This window comes from Sphingomonas hankookensis (genome assembly GCF_001619955.1).
Taxonomy (GTDB): domain Bacteria; phylum Pseudomonadota; class Alphaproteobacteria; order Sphingomonadales; family Sphingomonadaceae; genus Sphingomonas; species Sphingomonas hankookensis_A.
Map to the genome: position 1 here is coordinate 1 of NZ_LQQO01000016.1, position 16,457 is coordinate 16,457.

General features: G+C 67.6%; 12 protein-coding genes and 1 tRNA gene. 5 read left to right on the plus strand and 8 right to left on the minus strand.

Going from position 1 to position 16,457, the window contains the following annotated elements:
- On the minus strand, window positions 1-826 hold an 826-nt coding region (locus AVT10_RS09450), incomplete at its 3' end, for a hypothetical protein (RefSeq protein WP_157092728.1).
- A gap of 236 nt (window positions 827-1,062) precedes the next feature.
- Window positions 1,063-1,137, minus strand: a tRNA-Gln gene (locus AVT10_RS09455).
- A gap of 136 nt (window positions 1,138-1,273) precedes the next feature.
- On the opposite strand from AVT10_RS09455, the gene AVT10_RS09460 reads away from it, so the two are divergent.
- Window positions 1,274-1,753 carry a pyridoxamine 5'-phosphate oxidase family protein gene (locus AVT10_RS09460; protein ID WP_066690172.1) on the plus strand — a complete coding sequence of 160 codons (480 nt, stop codon included), beginning with the start codon at window positions 1,274-1,276 and terminating at the stop codon, window positions 1,751-1,753.
- A 64-nt stretch (window positions 1,754-1,817) separates the two neighbouring features.
- On the opposite strand, the gene AVT10_RS09465 is transcribed toward AVT10_RS09460, so the two are convergent.
- Entirely contained in the window at window positions 1,818-3,050 is a 1,233-nt protein-coding gene (locus AVT10_RS09465) for a polyhydroxyalkanoate depolymerase (protein ID WP_066690175.1), read from the minus strand.
- Window positions 3,051-3,266: 216 nt separating this feature from the next.
- Between AVT10_RS09465 and AVT10_RS09470 the strand changes: the two genes are divergently transcribed.
- On the plus strand, window positions 3,267-5,045 hold the full coding sequence (locus AVT10_RS09470) for an ABC transporter transmembrane domain-containing protein (protein ID WP_066690177.1): 1,779 nt from the start codon (window positions 3,267-3,269) through the stop codon (window positions 5,043-5,045).
- A 282-nt stretch (window positions 5,046-5,327) separates the two neighbouring features.
- Here AVT10_RS09470 and AVT10_RS09475 read toward each other — a convergent pair whose 3' ends face one another.
- From AVT10_RS09475 to AVT10_RS09485, 3 genes are all read right to left on the minus strand, one after another.
- Window positions 5,328-6,596 (minus strand): methyl-accepting chemotaxis protein, encoded by a 1,269-nt coding sequence (locus tag AVT10_RS09475; RefSeq protein ID WP_066690179.1) that lies wholly within the window; start codon window positions 6,594-6,596, stop codon window positions 5,328-5,330.
- A gap of 97 nt (window positions 6,597-6,693) precedes the next feature.
- Window positions 6,694-8,193 carry a DUF389 domain-containing protein gene (locus AVT10_RS09480; protein WP_066690181.1) on the minus strand — a complete coding sequence of 500 codons (1,500 nt, stop codon included), beginning with the start codon at window positions 8,191-8,193 and terminating at the stop codon, window positions 6,694-6,696.
- Window positions 8,190-10,457, minus strand: a complete 2,268-nt coding sequence (locus AVT10_RS09485; protein ID WP_066690183.1) for a ribonuclease R family protein — start codon at window positions 10,455-10,457, stop codon at window positions 8,190-8,192. Before AVT10_RS09485 ends, AVT10_RS09480 begins: the two co-directional genes overlap by 4 nt.
- A 94-nt stretch (window positions 10,458-10,551) precedes the next feature.
- On the opposite strand from AVT10_RS09485, the gene AVT10_RS09490 reads away from it, so the two are divergent.
- Complete coding sequence (locus tag AVT10_RS09490) at window positions 10,552-11,022, plus strand: DUF3597 domain-containing protein (protein ID WP_232307952.1); 471 nt, start codon at window positions 10,552-10,554, stop codon at window positions 11,020-11,022.
- 492 nt (window positions 11,023-11,514) lie between these two features.
- On the opposite strand, the gene AVT10_RS09495 is transcribed toward AVT10_RS09490, so the two are convergent.
- Window positions 11,515-13,047, minus strand: coding sequence for an aminoacyl--tRNA ligase-related protein (locus AVT10_RS09495; protein ID WP_066690185.1), 1,533 nt, complete (start codon window positions 13,045-13,047; stop codon window positions 11,515-11,517).
- Window positions 13,048-13,514: 467 nt separating this feature from the next.
- On the opposite strand from AVT10_RS09495, the gene AVT10_RS09500 reads away from it, so the two are divergent.
- Window positions 13,515-14,411, plus strand: a complete 897-nt coding sequence (locus AVT10_RS09500; protein WP_066690187.1) for a DMT family transporter — start codon at window positions 13,515-13,517, stop codon at window positions 14,409-14,411.
- A gap of 2 nt (window positions 14,412-14,413) precedes the next feature.
- On the opposite strand, the gene AVT10_RS09505 is transcribed toward AVT10_RS09500, so the two are convergent.
- Window positions 14,414-15,268, minus strand: a complete 855-nt coding sequence (locus AVT10_RS09505; RefSeq protein ID WP_084401542.1) for a formate/nitrite transporter family protein — start codon at window positions 15,266-15,268, stop codon at window positions 14,414-14,416.
- A gap of 135 nt (window positions 15,269-15,403) precedes the next feature.
- Between AVT10_RS09505 and AVT10_RS09510 the strand changes: the two genes are divergently transcribed.
- Complete coding sequence (locus AVT10_RS09510) at window positions 15,404-16,414, plus strand: acyltransferase family protein (RefSeq protein WP_066690189.1); 1,011 nt, start codon at window positions 15,404-15,406, stop codon at window positions 16,412-16,414.
- Window positions 16,415-16,457: the final 43 nt, after the last annotated feature.

Here is a 16,457-nt window from a genome sequence, read left to right on the forward strand (position 1 = left end):
TACCGGGGTCCCTTTTCCACGCCGATCCACACTTCCGCACGACGAGCCGTATCGGGCGGGCACCATAGCTCTTTTCAAGCAGGCGCGCCGCTGACAGGAATTGCGTCCGGGTCTTCGCGGTCCAGCGCGCCTTCCGCCTCGCGTCACCAACGATCTTGGGATTGTCGGCGATGAAGCGTTCCGCCGCTTGGGTCGGCGTCATCGATGCCCATGGCTCGGCGACCTGGGACTCCGGCGGCGGCGCCGTGGTAGCAACGGCCGCGGGTACAGCGGCAACCGCAGCGAAGGGCATCGGCCCAGACGCGGCGCGATCGTCGATCATGCCAGTCCACATCGTTGCGGGATCGACCAGTCGCCGCCGATATTCAAGAGCGGCGGCGAGCCGTCCTTCGAGATTGACCTTCCGGGCAATGTCGAGATTGTCGGCGGTTTCGCATACGCCTGACGCGCGAAGGTCACACGCGGCCTTGTCGAGGGACCGGTCACGCCAGTCTGGTCGATCGGCAAAGAAGTCGATCAGTGTCTCCTTCTGGTCGTCCGTCAGGCTTGGAAATCGCGCCTCGACATGCTCGCGACTACCGACGTTCGTTGGGACGCCATTCACGACGAAATCCCGGAGCATTGCTTCGTAGATGCCGACGAGGCCCTCGATCAAAAAGGTGGCGTTCGGATCAGTACGCTGGAATCCGACGTGGACCAACTCGAGATGGTCGCGCATCTCCTCCATCGCCCTACGGAAGATCCCGGCCTTTTGGGTCGTTGTCAGGCTTGCGGCTCCGCCGTCCTGGCCCAAGGTCATTTTCAAAGTCTCGCTCTTCGCGGTCATCGCGCACCCCATGCTGCGCGCCACCGCCTGGGCGGTAGTTCGGAGGCTGAGGCGTAGGGTGAAAGGCTTACCAACCTGAAAACGGACGGTACGGCGCCAGTAATAGACGGCGCCTCTGCGCTCGACATTTTGAATTGCAGGCACGGCATCTCCACATGGAGCCGTCACACCCACCGGCCCAATCCAGTGGCTGAGACCAATTTTCTGCCGCTAAAACAATAACTTAGATGGCAAATTGGCTGGGGCGGCAGGATTCGAACCTACGAATGCCGGTACCAAAAACCGGTGCCTTACCGCTTGGCGACGCCCCAGCGACCGCGCGTTGCGCGGTGGGGAGGCACTAGGGAAGTCCGGCGCGTTGCGCAATGGGATTTGCATGCGCCGTCTTCGCGGGAAACCTGTGCGTTCTGGGTCGTTGTCGGGTCACCTACCCAGGAAGGAAAATCCATGTCGAACAAGAGCCCCGCCGAAATCCGCGACGCCATGTGGAAGGCGATGGCGGCCAGCCCCTATGTCATGCTGGGCCTGACCGGCAAGCACCAGCATGCCGAACCGATGTACGCCGTGCTGGACGAGGACGCGCACAGCGAATTCTGGTTCTATACCAAGCGCGACAACCGTGCAGCCGAGGGCGGTCCGGCGATGGTGCAGTTCGTCGCCAAGGGGCACGACCTGTTCGCCTGCATCGCAGGCACGCTGACCGAGGAAAGCGATCCGGCCATCATCGACAAATATTGGTCGAAGCAGGTCGAGGCTTGGTACGAACAGGGCCGGCAGGACCCGTCGCTGCTGATGCTGCGCTTCGACCTCGACGATGCCGAGGTGTGGGAAACCGACCAGTCGCTGCTCGGCAAGCTGAAGATGTTCACCGGCCAGACGATCAAGGGCGGGGACGAAGCCGGCAGCCACGCCGTCGTCGACGTCTGAATGGACGAAGGGCGGGGGTCTTGCAGCCCCCGCCCTTCCCGTTCCTTGTACCCGAACTAACGGATCAGCCGTCGTGGCGGGCGATCCATTCCTCCAGCACCGGCGCGATGCGGTTGCGCCATTTCGATCCGTTGAAGATACCGTAATGGCCGACCTCGGGCGCCATATGGTACTGCTTCATGTCGTCGGGCAGCGCGGTCGCCAGCGTCAGCGCGGCGCGGGTCTGGCCCAATCCCGAAATATCGTCGCGCTCGCCCTCGATCGCGAGGATCGCGGTGTCGGTGATCGCGCCCGGATCGACCGGCCGCCCGCGATGCTTCATCGTTCCTTCGGGCAGGGCATGGGTCTGGAACACCAGGTCGATCGTCTGGAGATAGAATTCGGCGGTCATGTCGCACACCGCGCGATATTCGTCATAGAAACGCTGGGTCGCGCCCGCGCCTTCGCCATCACCCTGCACCAGATGCTTGAACATCTCCCAGTGCGAGATCATGTGGCTGCCCAGGTTCATGCTCATGAAGCCGGCCAGCTGCAGGAAGCCCGGATAGACGCGGCGACCGGCACCGGGATAAGTCATCGGCACGGTCGCGATGACATTCTGTTCGAACCACGCGTGCGGCCGTTCGGTCGCCAGAATGTTGACCGCGGTCGGCGCCTGCCGCGTGTCGATCGGCCCGCCCATCATGGTCAGCGTGCGCGGCCGGTTGGGATGCTCGTCCGCCCCCATCAGCGCGGTCGCGGCATAGACCGGGACCGAGGGCTGGCACACCGCCAGCACATGCGCGCGGGCATCGCCCGTCTCGCCGATCTTTTCGAGGAAGGCGATGACATAGTCGATATAGTCGTCGAGGTCGAAGCTGCCGTCGCCGACCGGCACCAGCTTCGCATCGCGCCAGTCGGTGATGTAGACATCGGCGAAGGGGAGCATGCGTTCGACCGTGCCGCGCAGCAGCGTCGCATAATGGCCGCTCATCGGCGCGACGATCAGCAGCTTGGGGCTGCCCTCCACCCCTTCGCGGACGAAGCGCTTGAGCTGCCCGAACGGGCGGCGCAGCACGATCTCCTCGCGCACCGCCACCGGCTTGCTGTCGATCGTCGTGGTGGTGAGGCCGAAGGCCGGCTTGCCGCGCGGCGCGGCGGCATGGGCGAACACCTGCAACGCCGATCCCAGCACCGGGCCACCACCGAAATAGGCGAACGGATTGCTGGGGTTCTGCAACAGCCCCGCGCTGAAATTCGCCATCGCGCTGGCCCCGGCCAGCAGCGAGCGTTGCCATTCATAAGCGTCGTACAACATGGGCATCCCCGGACCTTCTCTGACGGGGACTACCCGTACCAGTGAAAATATAGCGATTCGTTGCCATCGGCAACGCTTCGAACGTCGCACGCCAAATCTGTCCCTGCGCTGAAAGCGCATGCGTGGACACATCATCGCGTCCCTTCGATACGTTGAAGCAATGACGGGGTCGGAGGTTCCCTTTGCGGTCGCCCGCCCCAGGCGCTAGGCAGCGCCATGGCCGACACGCCCCCTGCCCCCGATCGTGCGAAGATGCTGCCGGCGCTCCGGCTGATCTGGCGCTTCACCATCCGCTACAAGCTGCAACTGGTCGGCGCGCTGGTGTCGCTGGTCACCGCCGCGGTCGCGACATTGTGGATCCCGCGCACCTTTCAGAAGGTGGTCGACAACGGCTTTGCCGAAGGGGCGAGCGTCAGCGAGATCGGCGTCTATTTCGAAGGGCTGCTGGGCGTCGTCGTCGTGCTGGCGATCGCGACCGCCGGGCGGTTCTATTTCGTGTCGTGGCTGGGCGAACGGACCGTCGCCGATCTGCGGCTGGCGGTGCATCGCAACCTGCTGACACTGTCGCCCGGCTGGTTCGAGGAAAACCGCCCGTCCGAGATCGCGTCGCGCCTGACCGCCGACACCGCGATCGTCGAGGGGATCGTCAGCACCACCGTATCGGTCGCGCTGCGCAACCTGCTGGTCGGCGTCGGCGGGGTCATCTATCTCTTCAGCCTGCAACCCAAGCTGACGCTCTACCTGATCGTCGGCATCCCGGTGATCGTGCTGCCGATCATGTGGCTGGGCGGGCGGGTGCGCAAATTGTCGCGCAGCAGCCAGGACCGGATCGCCGACATCGGGACGGTCGCGTCGGAGACGCTGGGCGCGATGAAGATCGTGCAGGCGTTCGGGCAGGAACGCCGCGAGAGCGAACGCTTCGCCGATGCGGTTGATCGCGGCTTCGCCACCGCCAAGAAACGGTTCGCGACGCGGGCGATCATGACCGCCTTCGTCATCGGCATGTTGTTCGCCGCGATCACCCTCATCATGTGGGATGCGGTCAGCGACGTCGCGGCGGGGCGGACGACCGGCGGCGCGATCACCGCCTTCGTGCTGACCGCTGCGCTGGTGACCGGGTCGTTCGGCGCGCTGACCGAAGTCTATGGCGATTTGCTGCGTGCATCGGGTGCCGCCGGGCGGCTGGCCGACCTGTTGGCGCAACGCCCGGTCATCGCCGCGCCGGCCAATCCGGTCGCGCTGCCCGAACCGGCGCGCGGCGCGGTGGCGTTCGCAGGCGTCACCTTCCATTATCCGACCCGCCCGGAAGTCGCCGCGCTGACCGATTTCACGCTCGACGTGACGCCGGGGGAGACGGTGGCGGTGGTGGGCCCGTCGGGTGCCGGCAAGTCGACGCTGTTCCAGCTGATCCAACGCTTCTACGATCCAGAAGCCGGCCGCGTCGCGGTCGATGGCGTCGATGTTCGCGATGCAGATCCGGCGGCGGTGCGCGCGCGGATCGCGATGGTCCCGCAGGAAACCGTGATCTTCGCCGCCTCCGCCCGCGACAATCTGCGCTACGGCCGCTGGGATGCGAGCGACGAACAGCTCTGGGCCGCCGCCGATGCCGCCAATGCCAGTGCGTTTCTGCGCGACTTGCCCGACGGTCTCGACACCTATCTGGGCGAAGGCGGGGCACGGCTGTCGGGGGGCCAGCGGCAGCGGGTGGCGATCGCCCGCGCGCTGCTGCGCGACGCGCCGATCCTGTTGCTGGACGAAGCGACCTCGGCGCTCGATGCCGAGAGCGAGCGGCTGGTGCAGGATGCGCTCGACCGGCTGATGGCGAACCGGACGACCCTCGTCATCGCGCACCGGCTGGCGACGGTACGCGCGGCGTCGCGGATCATCGTGATGGATCAGGGTCGGATCGTCGAGAGCGGCCGACATGGCGAGTTGATCGCGCAAGGCGGGCTGTATGCGCGGTTGGCGAATCTGCAGTTTCAAGAGGCAGGGTGAGGGTAAGGTAGCGGCGCTACGCTCCTCTTCATCACCCCGGACTTGATCCGGGGTCCCGCTTCTTCCCGACCGCCGGAAATAAGGCGGAACCCCGGATCGAGTCCGGGCTGACGGCCGGGTTGGAGCGCTGCATTCCCACCTCAACCGTTCGGTTCGAGCAGCTTCGAGCTTGTCGAGAAGCGTCCGTCGAGAACCCTGAGTTTGGGGCAACCCCTTCTCGACTTCGGTTCTCGACAGGCTCGAACCTGCGCTCGAAGCAAACGGGAGAGGAGGGTAGCCCCCTCACGCCACCGCCGACACCAATTCGCTCGCCCGCCCCTGCAACTGCCGGCTGAGCCCCGACAGTCCCTCCACCAGCCGCGTGAGCATGCCCGCCCGGTCGCCGATGCCGTCCGCCGCCGCGGCGATCGCCCCGGCCCTGGCGTCGATGTCGGCGCCCGCCCCGCGCGCTTCCTCGACCCGTTCGGCGATCGCCTGGGTGGTCCTGCGCTCGGCGGCGACGGCCGTGCCGATGGTCGTGGTGATCTGGCCGATCGCCGCGATGGCGCTCTGCACCGCCGCCTGCCCCTGCCCCACGTCACCCAGCAGCAGGTGGACCGCATCCACCCGGCGTGCGATATCGCCCGCCGCCGCTTCGGTCTGACGCGCCAGCGACTTCACCTCGCCCGCGACGACCGCGAAGCCCGTGCCGGCCGCCCCGGCGCGCGCCGCCTCGATCCCGGCATTCAGCGCCAGCAGGTTGGTCTGCTTGGCAAGGCCGCGGATCAGCGCCAGCATTTCCTCGATCGTGGTCGCCACGTCGGACAGCGATCGGACCTGCGTGCCGGTGCGCTCGACCGCCGCGCTCGCCTGTTCGCGCAGGCGCAGCGCCTCGCCCGCGTCGCGGGTAATGCGTTCGATCGACTGGGCCAGCGCCCGGCCGCGCTGTTCGATATCGACCATGCCGACCGCCGTCTGGTGCGCGGCGGCGGCGACCGATGCGGCGCTGCCATGGGTCGTGGTGGCACGCTGGTCCAGCTCGGCGGCGACCCGGCCGATCGCGCTGCAGGCGGTGCCGATATCGTTCGCCAGCGCCTTGATCCCCGCCTCGAACGCATTGGCGGCGGCATGGACCCGCTGCGACCGCGCCTGCGCCAGCGCCGATGCGTCGCCATGCCAGCGGCTGGCCATGCGCAACAGCTGTTCGGGATCGAGCAGCGCGAGGAACGTCCCGTGCTGCACCAGCACGACGCCCCGGTCGCTGTGCATCGCCAGCAGATCGGGCAGCGGCGTGTCGTGATCGGTGACGGTCGCCGGGCGGATCAGCTGCGCGATGGCATCGCCGAAACTGGGGTTGCGCAGCAGGGCATGGCCGAACGGGTTGAACAGCAGTTCGCGCACATCCAGCTCGCGCAGCACCCCCACCGGCTGCCGCCGTTCGTCGAGCACCGCCAGCAGGCGCAGGTCATGATGGCGCCGGAACCGGTCGACGACCTGCGTCAGGGTCGCGTCATGACCGATCGTCAGATGATCGGCCATCAAAGCCGGGTCGAGGCGGGTATGCTGAACCATTGCCTGGCAAGCGATAGGTGCGCCCGGTGAATCAGGCGCTAACCGGGCGTGACAGCGAGATGACAATGATCGTTTTCCTGGAAGAAACCACCGCCGGTCATTCGCTCGCGACCGGTTCCCATGCCAGCGACAATGCTCCGGCCGGCGCGCCCGCCACCGCCCGGCCACCGCGCGCGCCGATCCCGGCGACCAGCGCGTCGCGCTGCGCGGTCGTGCCGCCGCTGACGACGATCCCCCGGTTCAACCGCGCCGACAGCCATGCCGCGTCGTCCAGCGCGCGGGCATCGGCCACGCCGGCCTGATAGGCGATCGGCGGCGGCGCATCGCCGGCGATCGGTGGCACGACCTCGACCTGCCAACCCGGCGCGGCGGCGCGGGCGCGCGCCTCGATCGCGCGATAGCCGCGCGGCGGCAAACCCGGCAGCTCTGCGGCGACCGCGCGGACGCTGCGGCCGGCGTCATCGACCTGCATCGCATCGACCGCCGCACCGGTGACCAGCGCCACCTGCGCCATGATCCGGTCGCGCACCGGGCCGAAGGTCGCGCCGGCACGTTCGTTGACCTTGGCGATCTGCGCCGCCTCGGTCGCCTGCTGGTCCATCGAGCTGCGGATCTGGTCGACATGCAGGTCGAGCCGCCGGTCCAGCCGCTGCCCCAGTTGCGCGGCGAGCGCGCCATCGGCCTGCGGGTCGAGCTTCGGCGTCAGCACCACCGCACGCACCCGCACAGCGCTCCGGTCATAGGTGATTTCGAGCTGGCTGAGCCGCGCTTCGCCCGGAAAGCGCGACAGGATCGCGCTGCGCACCTGTCGCTGCGCGACCGACTCGAACGCGATCTGGCGCAACGCCGCGACCAGCGGCACCGACAGCGCCAGCATCGCGCCGACGAACAGCACGATCTGGAACGTGGTGTTGCGCGGCGTCAGGTGCCGGCCAAAGCCGTAGATCCGCGCCATCGCGGCGGCGGTCAGCGCGATGGTGATGAGGTTGGTGAAGAACAGCAGCAGCGCCCCGCCCGCCACCGTCGCATTATCGGTCGCGATGCCGAAGCCGACGACGCACAAAGGCGGCATCAGCGCGATGGCGATCGCGACCCCGACCACCGTCGCCCCACGCCCGCGGATCAATGCATAGGCACCGGCGATGGCCGACAGGAACGCGACGAGCAGGTCGAACAGCGTCGGCCGCGTCCGCCCGGCAATCTCGGTCGTGATCGTCTGGATCGGCGACAGCGCGACCAGCAGCGCCGACAGCCCGACCGCCAGCCCCGCCCCGATCGCCAGCGCGATCAGCGACTTGCGGATGTCGGGCACGTCGAGCACCGCGATACCGAAGCCGAGGCCAATGATCGGCATCATCAGCGGCGAGATCAGCATCGCGCCGATCAGCACCGCGACCGACGGCATCAACAGCCCCAGCAGCGACAGCGCCATCGACAGCACGATCATCAACCCATAGCGCGGCGACCAGCCCGCCTCCTCGGCCACCTGGCGCAGCACCGCATCGTGATCGACCGATCCGATGACGTTGATCCGCCACCAGCGGCGGAACCGGCCGCGACGGTTGCGCGCCGGGACGTCCTGCACCGCGACGTTCATCGCTTGCGGCCCTGATGGCGGATATTGGCCGGACGCCCGCGGCGTTTCAACATGCGCTGCGGCGGTCCCTTGCGCCGGTCGCTCCCCGCCGACCCCTTGCCATCGGGCAGTTCGAAGCGCAGCGCACCCGATACCGGATTGGCCTCAGCCAGCCGCAGTTGCAGCCGCTGTCCGGCGGCGAAGGTCTCGCCGCTCTGGTCGCCGATCAGCGATTGCGAGCTTTCGTCGAACCGGAAATATTCGGTGCCCAGGTCGCGCGCGGGGACCAGGCCGTCGCCGCCCACCCCCTCGACCGTGGCGAAGAAGCCGAAGCTGGCGACGCCGGTGATCCGCGCCTCCATCACCGTGCCGACATGTTCGGCGAGGTACGCGGCGACATAACGGTCGACGGTCTCGCGCTCCGCCTCCATCGCGCGGCGCTCGAGGCCGCTGATCGCCTCGCCCACCCGTTCCATGTTCGCGGCGTCGTCGGCGGGCAGCGCCCCTTCGCCCAGGCCATAGCTGCCGACCAGCGAGCGATGGACGATCAGATCGGCATAGCGGCGGATCGGCGACGTGAAGTGGGCATAGCTGCCGAGACCAAGCCCGAAATGGCCATGATTCTGCGGACCGTAGAACGCCTGCGTCTGGGTGCGGAGAATCTGCTCCATCACCTGCGGTCGGAAATCGGCCTCGCCGATCCGGTCGAGGACATGGTTGAACGTCGCGGGGCGGATCACCTGCCCCAGCGCGAACGGCACGTCGAAGGTTTCGAGATAGTCCTTCAGCGCCACCAGCTTCTCGCGCGTCGGCGGTTCGTGGACGCGGTACATGACCGGCGCCTTCTTCGCCTCCAGCGCCTTGGCCGCCGCGACATTGGCGGCGATCATGTAATCCTCGATCAGCCGCATCGAATCGAGCCGTTCGCGCGGGGCGACCGAGAGGATGCGGCCCTTCTCGTCCAGCACGATGCGCCGTTCGGGCAGGTCGAGGTCGAGCGGCTCGCGCTTCGCCCGTGCCTTCGCCAGCGCCGCCCAGCACGCCCAGAGCGGTTTCAGCGCGTTCTCGACCAGTTCGGCCGGCACCGGGGCGTCCGCCGCGCCGTCGATCGCGGCCTGCGCATGTTCATAGGCGATGTTGGCGGCAACCCGGATCACCGCGCGGGTGAAGCGCCATTTCCTGAGCGTCCCGTCCTTCGCGATGGTCAGGTGGCAGACCAGCGCCGCACGGTCCTGTCCGGCCTTCAGCGAACAGACGTCGGCCGACAGGATTTCGGGCAGCATCGGCACGACCCGGTCGGGGAAATACACGCTGTTGCCACGCGAGCGCGCCGACTTGTCGAGTTCGGAGCCGGGGCGGACATAGAAGGACACGTCGGCAATGGCGACGATCGCCTGCCAGCCGCCTGCGTTGTCTTCGCTGTCGTCGGCCTTCGCCCACACCGCATCGTCATGGTCGCGCGCGTCGATCGGATCGATCGCGACGATGGGAAGGTGACGCAGGTCTTCACGGCCCGAAATCCTCCCCGCTTCGCGGGGAGGAGAGGATCTGATCGGATATCCCGCCACCTTCCGCGCCTCCGCCAGCACCTCCTCCGAAAACACGTCGGGAATGCCGTGCTTGTGGATCGCAATCAGTGAGAAGCTGCGCGCCTCGAACGGATCGCCCAGCCGTTCGACCACCCGCGCGGTGATACGTGGCGGGCGGCCGGCCATCGCCGCCAGAACAAGGTCGCCGGGCGCCGCACCGCCGGCGTCGGACACCGGCACCTCACGGCGTTCCTTCTTGTCGACGCCCTGCAGCCATAGCTTGTCGCCCTCGGCGCGCAGCACGCCCAGCACCGCTTCGGCCGCGCGGTCGAGCTTCTTCATCGGGTACGCGGCCCAGCCGTTCCCCGCCTCCTCCGTCCGCGCGAGGATGCGGTCGCCGATGCCCAGCGCGCTGCGCCGGCCGCGCTCACGCACGCGGACGCGCGGCGGCGGCGTCTCCGCCTCCCAGCGTTCGGGCACCGCCCAGACATTGCCGCCGTCATCGACATCGGCGACGCGCAGCACCGTCACCTTGGGCAGGCCGCCCATCTTGTGAAAGGCACGGCCGGGCGCGCTGTCGATCAGCCCCTCGTCGGCCATGTCCTTCAACAGCGCCTTCAACGAAATCTTCTGCTGCGCCGACAGGCCGAAGGCGCGCGCGATCTCGCGCTTGCCCGCCGGGGTATCCGACGTCTGGATGAAATCGATAATCTGCTCACGCGTGGGCAGGCCGGGCGGCGTTTTGGTGCGTACCATCGGCCATGACATAGAGTGCCCTGCCCGTCAGACCAATGGCGTATCGTCAGGGAGCCGATCCGCCGCCTGCCCGTTGGGGTTCGATCCACCCGGAATGGAGACGACCATGGGCATTTTCGAACGCATCAAGACGCAGATCTTCGGCAAGGACGGCGGCCCGTTCGGCGACAATTATTTCGGGCAGAAGAAGGACGCCCCCGCGCCGCAGCCGACGCCAGCACCCGCCCCCGCGCAGCACGCGCCTGCGCCCGCTGCCCCTGCACCCGCGGCCCCTGCCGCACCGGCGACCCCCGCCGCGCCCCAGCCGGTCGACCCGATGACCGCGATCGAACGCATCGCGGCGCAGAAGGGCAATCCGCCGCTCAACTGGCGGACGTCGATTGTCGACCTGATGAAGCTGCTCGACCTCGATTCCAGCCTCGACAACCGCAAGGAGCTGGCGACCGAATTGGGCTATACCGGCGCGAAGGACGGCAGCGCCGAGATGAATATCTGGCTGCACCGCGCGGTGTTGCAGGAACTCGGCAAGGCCGGTGGGCAGGTGCCGGGGAAGCTGAAGGATTGAGGGTCGCGTCCTGACCTACTCGAACCGTACCCCGGCGGAGGCCGGGGTCCAGTTGGGGGACGTCAGCGAGTTTATGGCAACCATTCCGTAACTGGACCCCGGCCTTCGCCGGGGTACGGTTGAACGGAGGCTGTTACCAGACGATAAGCCGTACCCCCGCGCAGGCGGGGGTCCACGTCAGTGCGCGGATCCACCCACCCAATCGAGGGCCGTACCCCCGCGCAGGCGGGGGTCCAGGCGAGGTGCAGCTTCTGTGACTTGCCGGCCGAGCCGTACCCCCGCGCAGGCGGGGGTCCAGGGTTACAAGCGCTACCGTTCGTGACTCTGGATCCCCGCCTGCGCGGGGATACGCATGGTTTCTACCGGCTGGTTGCCACAACGTGCCCCTTACCCAATCGTCACCCCGGGCTTGACCCGGGGTCCCGCTTTCTTGCCAGCGGTTGAGAAGAAGCGGGACCCCGGATCAAGTCCGGGGTGACGTTGGGGCCGGCGTCAGTACGCCCGCCCGATCAGCACCCGCTCCACCGCCGGCGCACCGGTGAACACGCACGGGCCATCGTCACACCCGGTCTGCCCCAACGGCGCATTACGGATCGTCAGCTTCAGCCCCTTCAACCGCTGCACCACCGCCTCCAGCGCATCGCCGGTCGGCTTCGACCAGCGGACATCGACCCAGCCGGGGTTCTTCACGCCCGACGCGAAATGCGCCTCGACCCCCGCCCAGTCCTCGACCGGCACGATGGCGGCACGCAACTTCTCGGTCGACTGCGCCAGCAGCGCCGCCTGGATATCGGCCAGCGTCGCGCCGACCTCGCCCACGAAATCGTCCTTCGCGACGACCGCGCTGTCGAGCTTGCCATCGCCACGATACAGCCGGTCACGCCGCACGACCGACACATTGCCGCCGGCCATGTCGCGCCCGCCGACCTCGATGATCACCGGCGCGCCCTTCTTCACCCAGCCCCAGCGCTTGTTGGCGGCCTTGGCCGGTTTCAGGTCGAGCAGCGCGCGGACCGGTTCGCCGAGCGCGGTCTGCCTGGCCAGCGACGCCTGCAACTCGCGGCAATAGGCGATCAGCGGTTCGTCCTCGGGCGCATCGCGCAGCATCGGCACGATCACCACCTGCCACGGCGCGATCGCGGGCGGCACGCGCAGGCCGTCATCGTCGCCATGGACCATGATGACGCCGCCGATCATCCGCGTCGACACGCCCCAGCTCGTCGTGTTGGCGTGTTCGAACTGGCCCTCGGCATTCTGGAACCGGATGTTCTGCGCATGCGCGAAGTTGGTGCCGAGGAAGTGCGACGTGCCCGCCTGCAACGCCTTCCCGTCCTGCATCATCGCCTCGATGCTGTAGGTCGCGACCGCGCCGGGGAAGCGTTCATTCTCCGGCTTCTCGCCCGCGATCACGTGCAGGCCGAGACACGTTTCGGCGAACTCGCGATAGACTTCGAGCATTTTCAGCGTCTCGCCCTGCGCCTCTTCCGCCGTGGCGTGCGCGGTATGCCCTTCCTGCCACAGGAACTCGGCGGTGCGCAGGAACATGCGGGTGCGCATTTCCCAGCGCACGACGTTCGCCCACTGGTTGATCAGCACCGGCAGGTCGCGCCACGACTGCACCCAGCGTGAAAAGGCGGTGCCGATCACCGTCTCGCTGGTCGGGCGCACGACCAGTGGCTCCTCCAGCTTCGCTTCGGGATCGGGGGTCAGCCCGCCCTTGCCGTCCGCGACCAGCCGGTGATGGGTGACCACCGCCATTTCCTTGGCGAAGCCGTCGACATGCTCGGCCTCCTTTTCGAAATAGGACAGCGGGATGAACAGCGGGAAATAGCAATTCTCATGCCCCGTCGCCTTGATCCGGTCGTCGAGCAGCCGCTGGATCCGCTCCCAGATGCCATAGCCCCAGGGCCGGATGACCATGCACCCGCGCACCCCGGATTCCTCGGCCAGATCGGCCTCGGTGATGACGGCTTGATACCAGGCGGCGAAATCCTGTTCGCGCGTGACGTTGAGAGCGTGCTTCATGGGACCGCGCGATAGCGGCAAACGGGGCCGTTCGCCAAGCGGGGATACGCGCTCAATCGCCCGCCAACAGGATCGCGGCGATCACCAGCCATGGCAGGACGGCGATGGCGAGCCAGAACAGCAACGTCGCGCGCGGGCGCACCGGCACCGCGGGACGAACGATCCGCTGGGCGGGAAAGGACTTTGCCCCCGCAGTTCGACTAATATCATTGTATTTCATACGCTTCGCTCCGGCGATCCACGGTCGCCATGCGGTAGCACCGCATTCCTTGCGCGGCGCCGCACGACACGGCGGCGTCAACTTCCGCAGTCGACGTGTCATGGCGATGGCCGTGGCGGGCTGCCGCCCTCCACCACGGCGTCATGGTTAGCGATTCCTTCGCGGTCGACTTTGCGCAACCTTCGCAACTTTCGCGGGCACGCGCGCGGGGTGGCGTCGGCGCGCTACAGCCTGTAGGTGCCCCCCCATGCCCGGCGACCGTATCCTGACGGGGTTGGCGCTCCGCCTGCTCGCGATCTTCTTCCTGTCCACCATGTCGGCACTGGTGAAGCTGGCCGAGACGCGCGGCGCGTCGCTGCCCGAAACCATGTTCTATCGCCAGCTCTGCGCGTTGCCGATCGTGCTGGGCTTCGTCGCGGCAGGTCCGGGGCTGCGGTCGCTTCGCACCACGCGGTTCAAGGGGCATCTGACCCGATCGATGATCGGACTGGTCGGCATGGTCTTTACCTTCGGCGCGGTGCTGCTGCTGCCGCTGGCGGAGGCGACCACGTTCCAGTTCACCGTGCCGATCTTTGCGACCTTGCTCGGCGCGCTGGTGCTGCGAGAGCGGACGGGCTGGCAGCGGTGGAGCGCAGTGCTGGTCGGCTTCGTCGGCGTGCTGGTCGTGTCGCAACCGGGCAGTTCGCACGTGCCGCTGTTCGGGGCGTTCGTCGGGCTCATGGCGGCGCTGTTCGTCGCCCTCGTCGCGATCGCGCTGCGCCAGCTGCGCGACGAGCCGGCGGGGACGACCGTCTTCTGGTTTTCCACGCTGACCCTGCCGTTCATCGCCACCGCCTATGCCTTCGACATCCGCTCGCACGACTGGCTGACCTGGGCCAACCTGGTCGCGATCGGCATGGTCGGTGGCATGGGGCAGATCGCGCTGACCGCCGCATCGCGCGCCGCGCCGGTCGCGGTCGTCGTGCCGATGGACTATTCCGGCCTGCTATGGGCGACGGTCTATGGCTGGCTGTTGTTCGGCGTGCTGCCGACGCCGATGACCTGGGTCGGTGCGCCGATCATCATCGCCAGCGGCCTGTTCATCGTATGGCGCGAGCACCGGCTGGGGCGGCAAAAGGTCCGCGCGATGGTCGAGGAGGACTGAGTTCAATCTTCCTCGATTTCGCCCCGTACCTGTGCGTGGGCCAATAGCGCGAACAGCACGCTGCCGCCGACGATATTGCCGAGCAGTACCGGAACGAAGAACGCCAGCGCCTGTCCCGCGCCCATGTCGCCGTGCAGCACCAGCACCCACATCTCCGCCGACCCGGCGACGACATGGGCAAAGCCGCCCAGATCGATCAACCCGGTCAGCAGCACGATCAGCGTCACTTTTTGCCCTTCGACGCTTGGCAAGGTCCACACCACGCTGGCCAGCAGGATGCCGGAAGGGATGCCGGCCAGGAACCCTTCCATCCCGACATGCTTCAGCACGACCCCGCTTACCTCGAGCAATTCGGCTGCCTGTTCCGACCCCAGCCCGCCGAGCATGGCGAAACCGGCAAAGGCGAAGGTGCCGATCAGATTGGCGAACAGCACGATGCCCCACAGGCGCAGCGTTCGCGCCAGGTTGCGCACCGACGGATCGGTCGCGAGCGGCAGGACCGCCGACAACGTGCTCTCCGTGAACAGCTGCATCCGCCCCAAGATCACCACGACGAAGCCGATCGCATAGCCGAGCGCCTGGAGCAGCGGCGTCCATGGGCCGGCGGGGACAGCGGTTTCCATCACCGCCTTGCCCAGCAGCGACAGGCCGATGGCGATACCGGCGGTGATGCCCGACCACATCAGCGACGCGGCGGGCCGTTCGAGTTCCTCGATCCCCTGTCGCCGGACCACTTCGTGCACGATCAGCGCGGAGGCGGCACGGCGATCGTCGACCACCTCTTCCTGTTCGGGATCCAGCGCGACCTTGCGCTCTTCCTCGGTCGCCGCGTCGGCGGGGGTGGATGTTTCGGTCATGTACCGATGGCAACCGGTCGCATCGGACAAGGTTCCGTCAGGCAATGCGTCGCCACGCCGCCGCGGAAGGTGCCGTGCGGAGCCACGGCGCGACGATTAACGCGGTTTTGACTCCGGTGGCCGCACATCGGGCGAATGGTAGGAACCGCCCCCCGCCGCCCCGCCGACCGGCTGCGGGAGCTGGACGCCTTGCGTGGCCTCGCGGCGCTGGCGGTCGTGCTGTACCACTACAGCTATTTCATCCAGTTCATGGTGCCGGGGACAGCGCTGCCGCACCTGCAACTGCGTTGGGGCGATGACGGCGTGAAGCTGTTCTTCGCCATTTCAGCCTTCGCGATGCTGGCCACGCTCGAACGGACGCCGACCCTGGGGGCGTTCGCGCAGGCCCGTGCCCGGCGCTTGCTGCCCGAATATTGGCTGGCGATGATACTGACCGGCATCGTCGCATGGACGTTCCGACCGGCGCGGCTGGCAGTCACTCCGCTCGAATGGCTGGCGAACCTGCCGCTGATGCAGAAGCTGACCGGGGTGCCGATGGTCGACGGCGTCTATTGGACGCTCAATGTGGAGGTCATCTTCTACGCCCTGATCGCAATCATGTGGCGGATCGGCGCGCTGCGGTCGATCGAGCGGCTCGTCCTCGGATGGCTCGCGGTCCGGTTGGTGTGCTGGCTGCTGCCGACGCCGGGCTGGCTGCAGTTCGTCCTGCTGACCGAACATTGCATCTGGTTCTCGGTCGGGCTGATCGCCTATCCCGTCTGGCGCGGTACGGTTCGCTGGCAGGATCAGCGGTTGCTGGCGGCGGCGATGCTGGGCGTACAGGCATTGACCGGTGGTCTGCACGCCACGCTGCTGTTGATCGCGATGATGGCGCTGTTCCTCGGGATTGCAACCGGACGGCTCCGCGGCCTCGACCATCCGCTATTATTGTGGCTCGGCGCGATCTCCTACCCGCTCTATCTCGTCCATGCCGTGATCGGCTATGCGATCATCGCCCGGCTGCAGGCGGCAGGCATCGGCGCCGATATCGCGCAACTGGTCGCGCTCGCCGCGATGATGGCGCTGGCGGTCGTGGTCGGGCGGGTGTGCGATGCGGCGCGGGCCCGGGCGAAACCGGCCCCGCGCCTGCGCGAAGCGATCCTCTGACGCTGGCGCTATCGTCCCGCCCGGTGACCGGGCGGGACGGCGG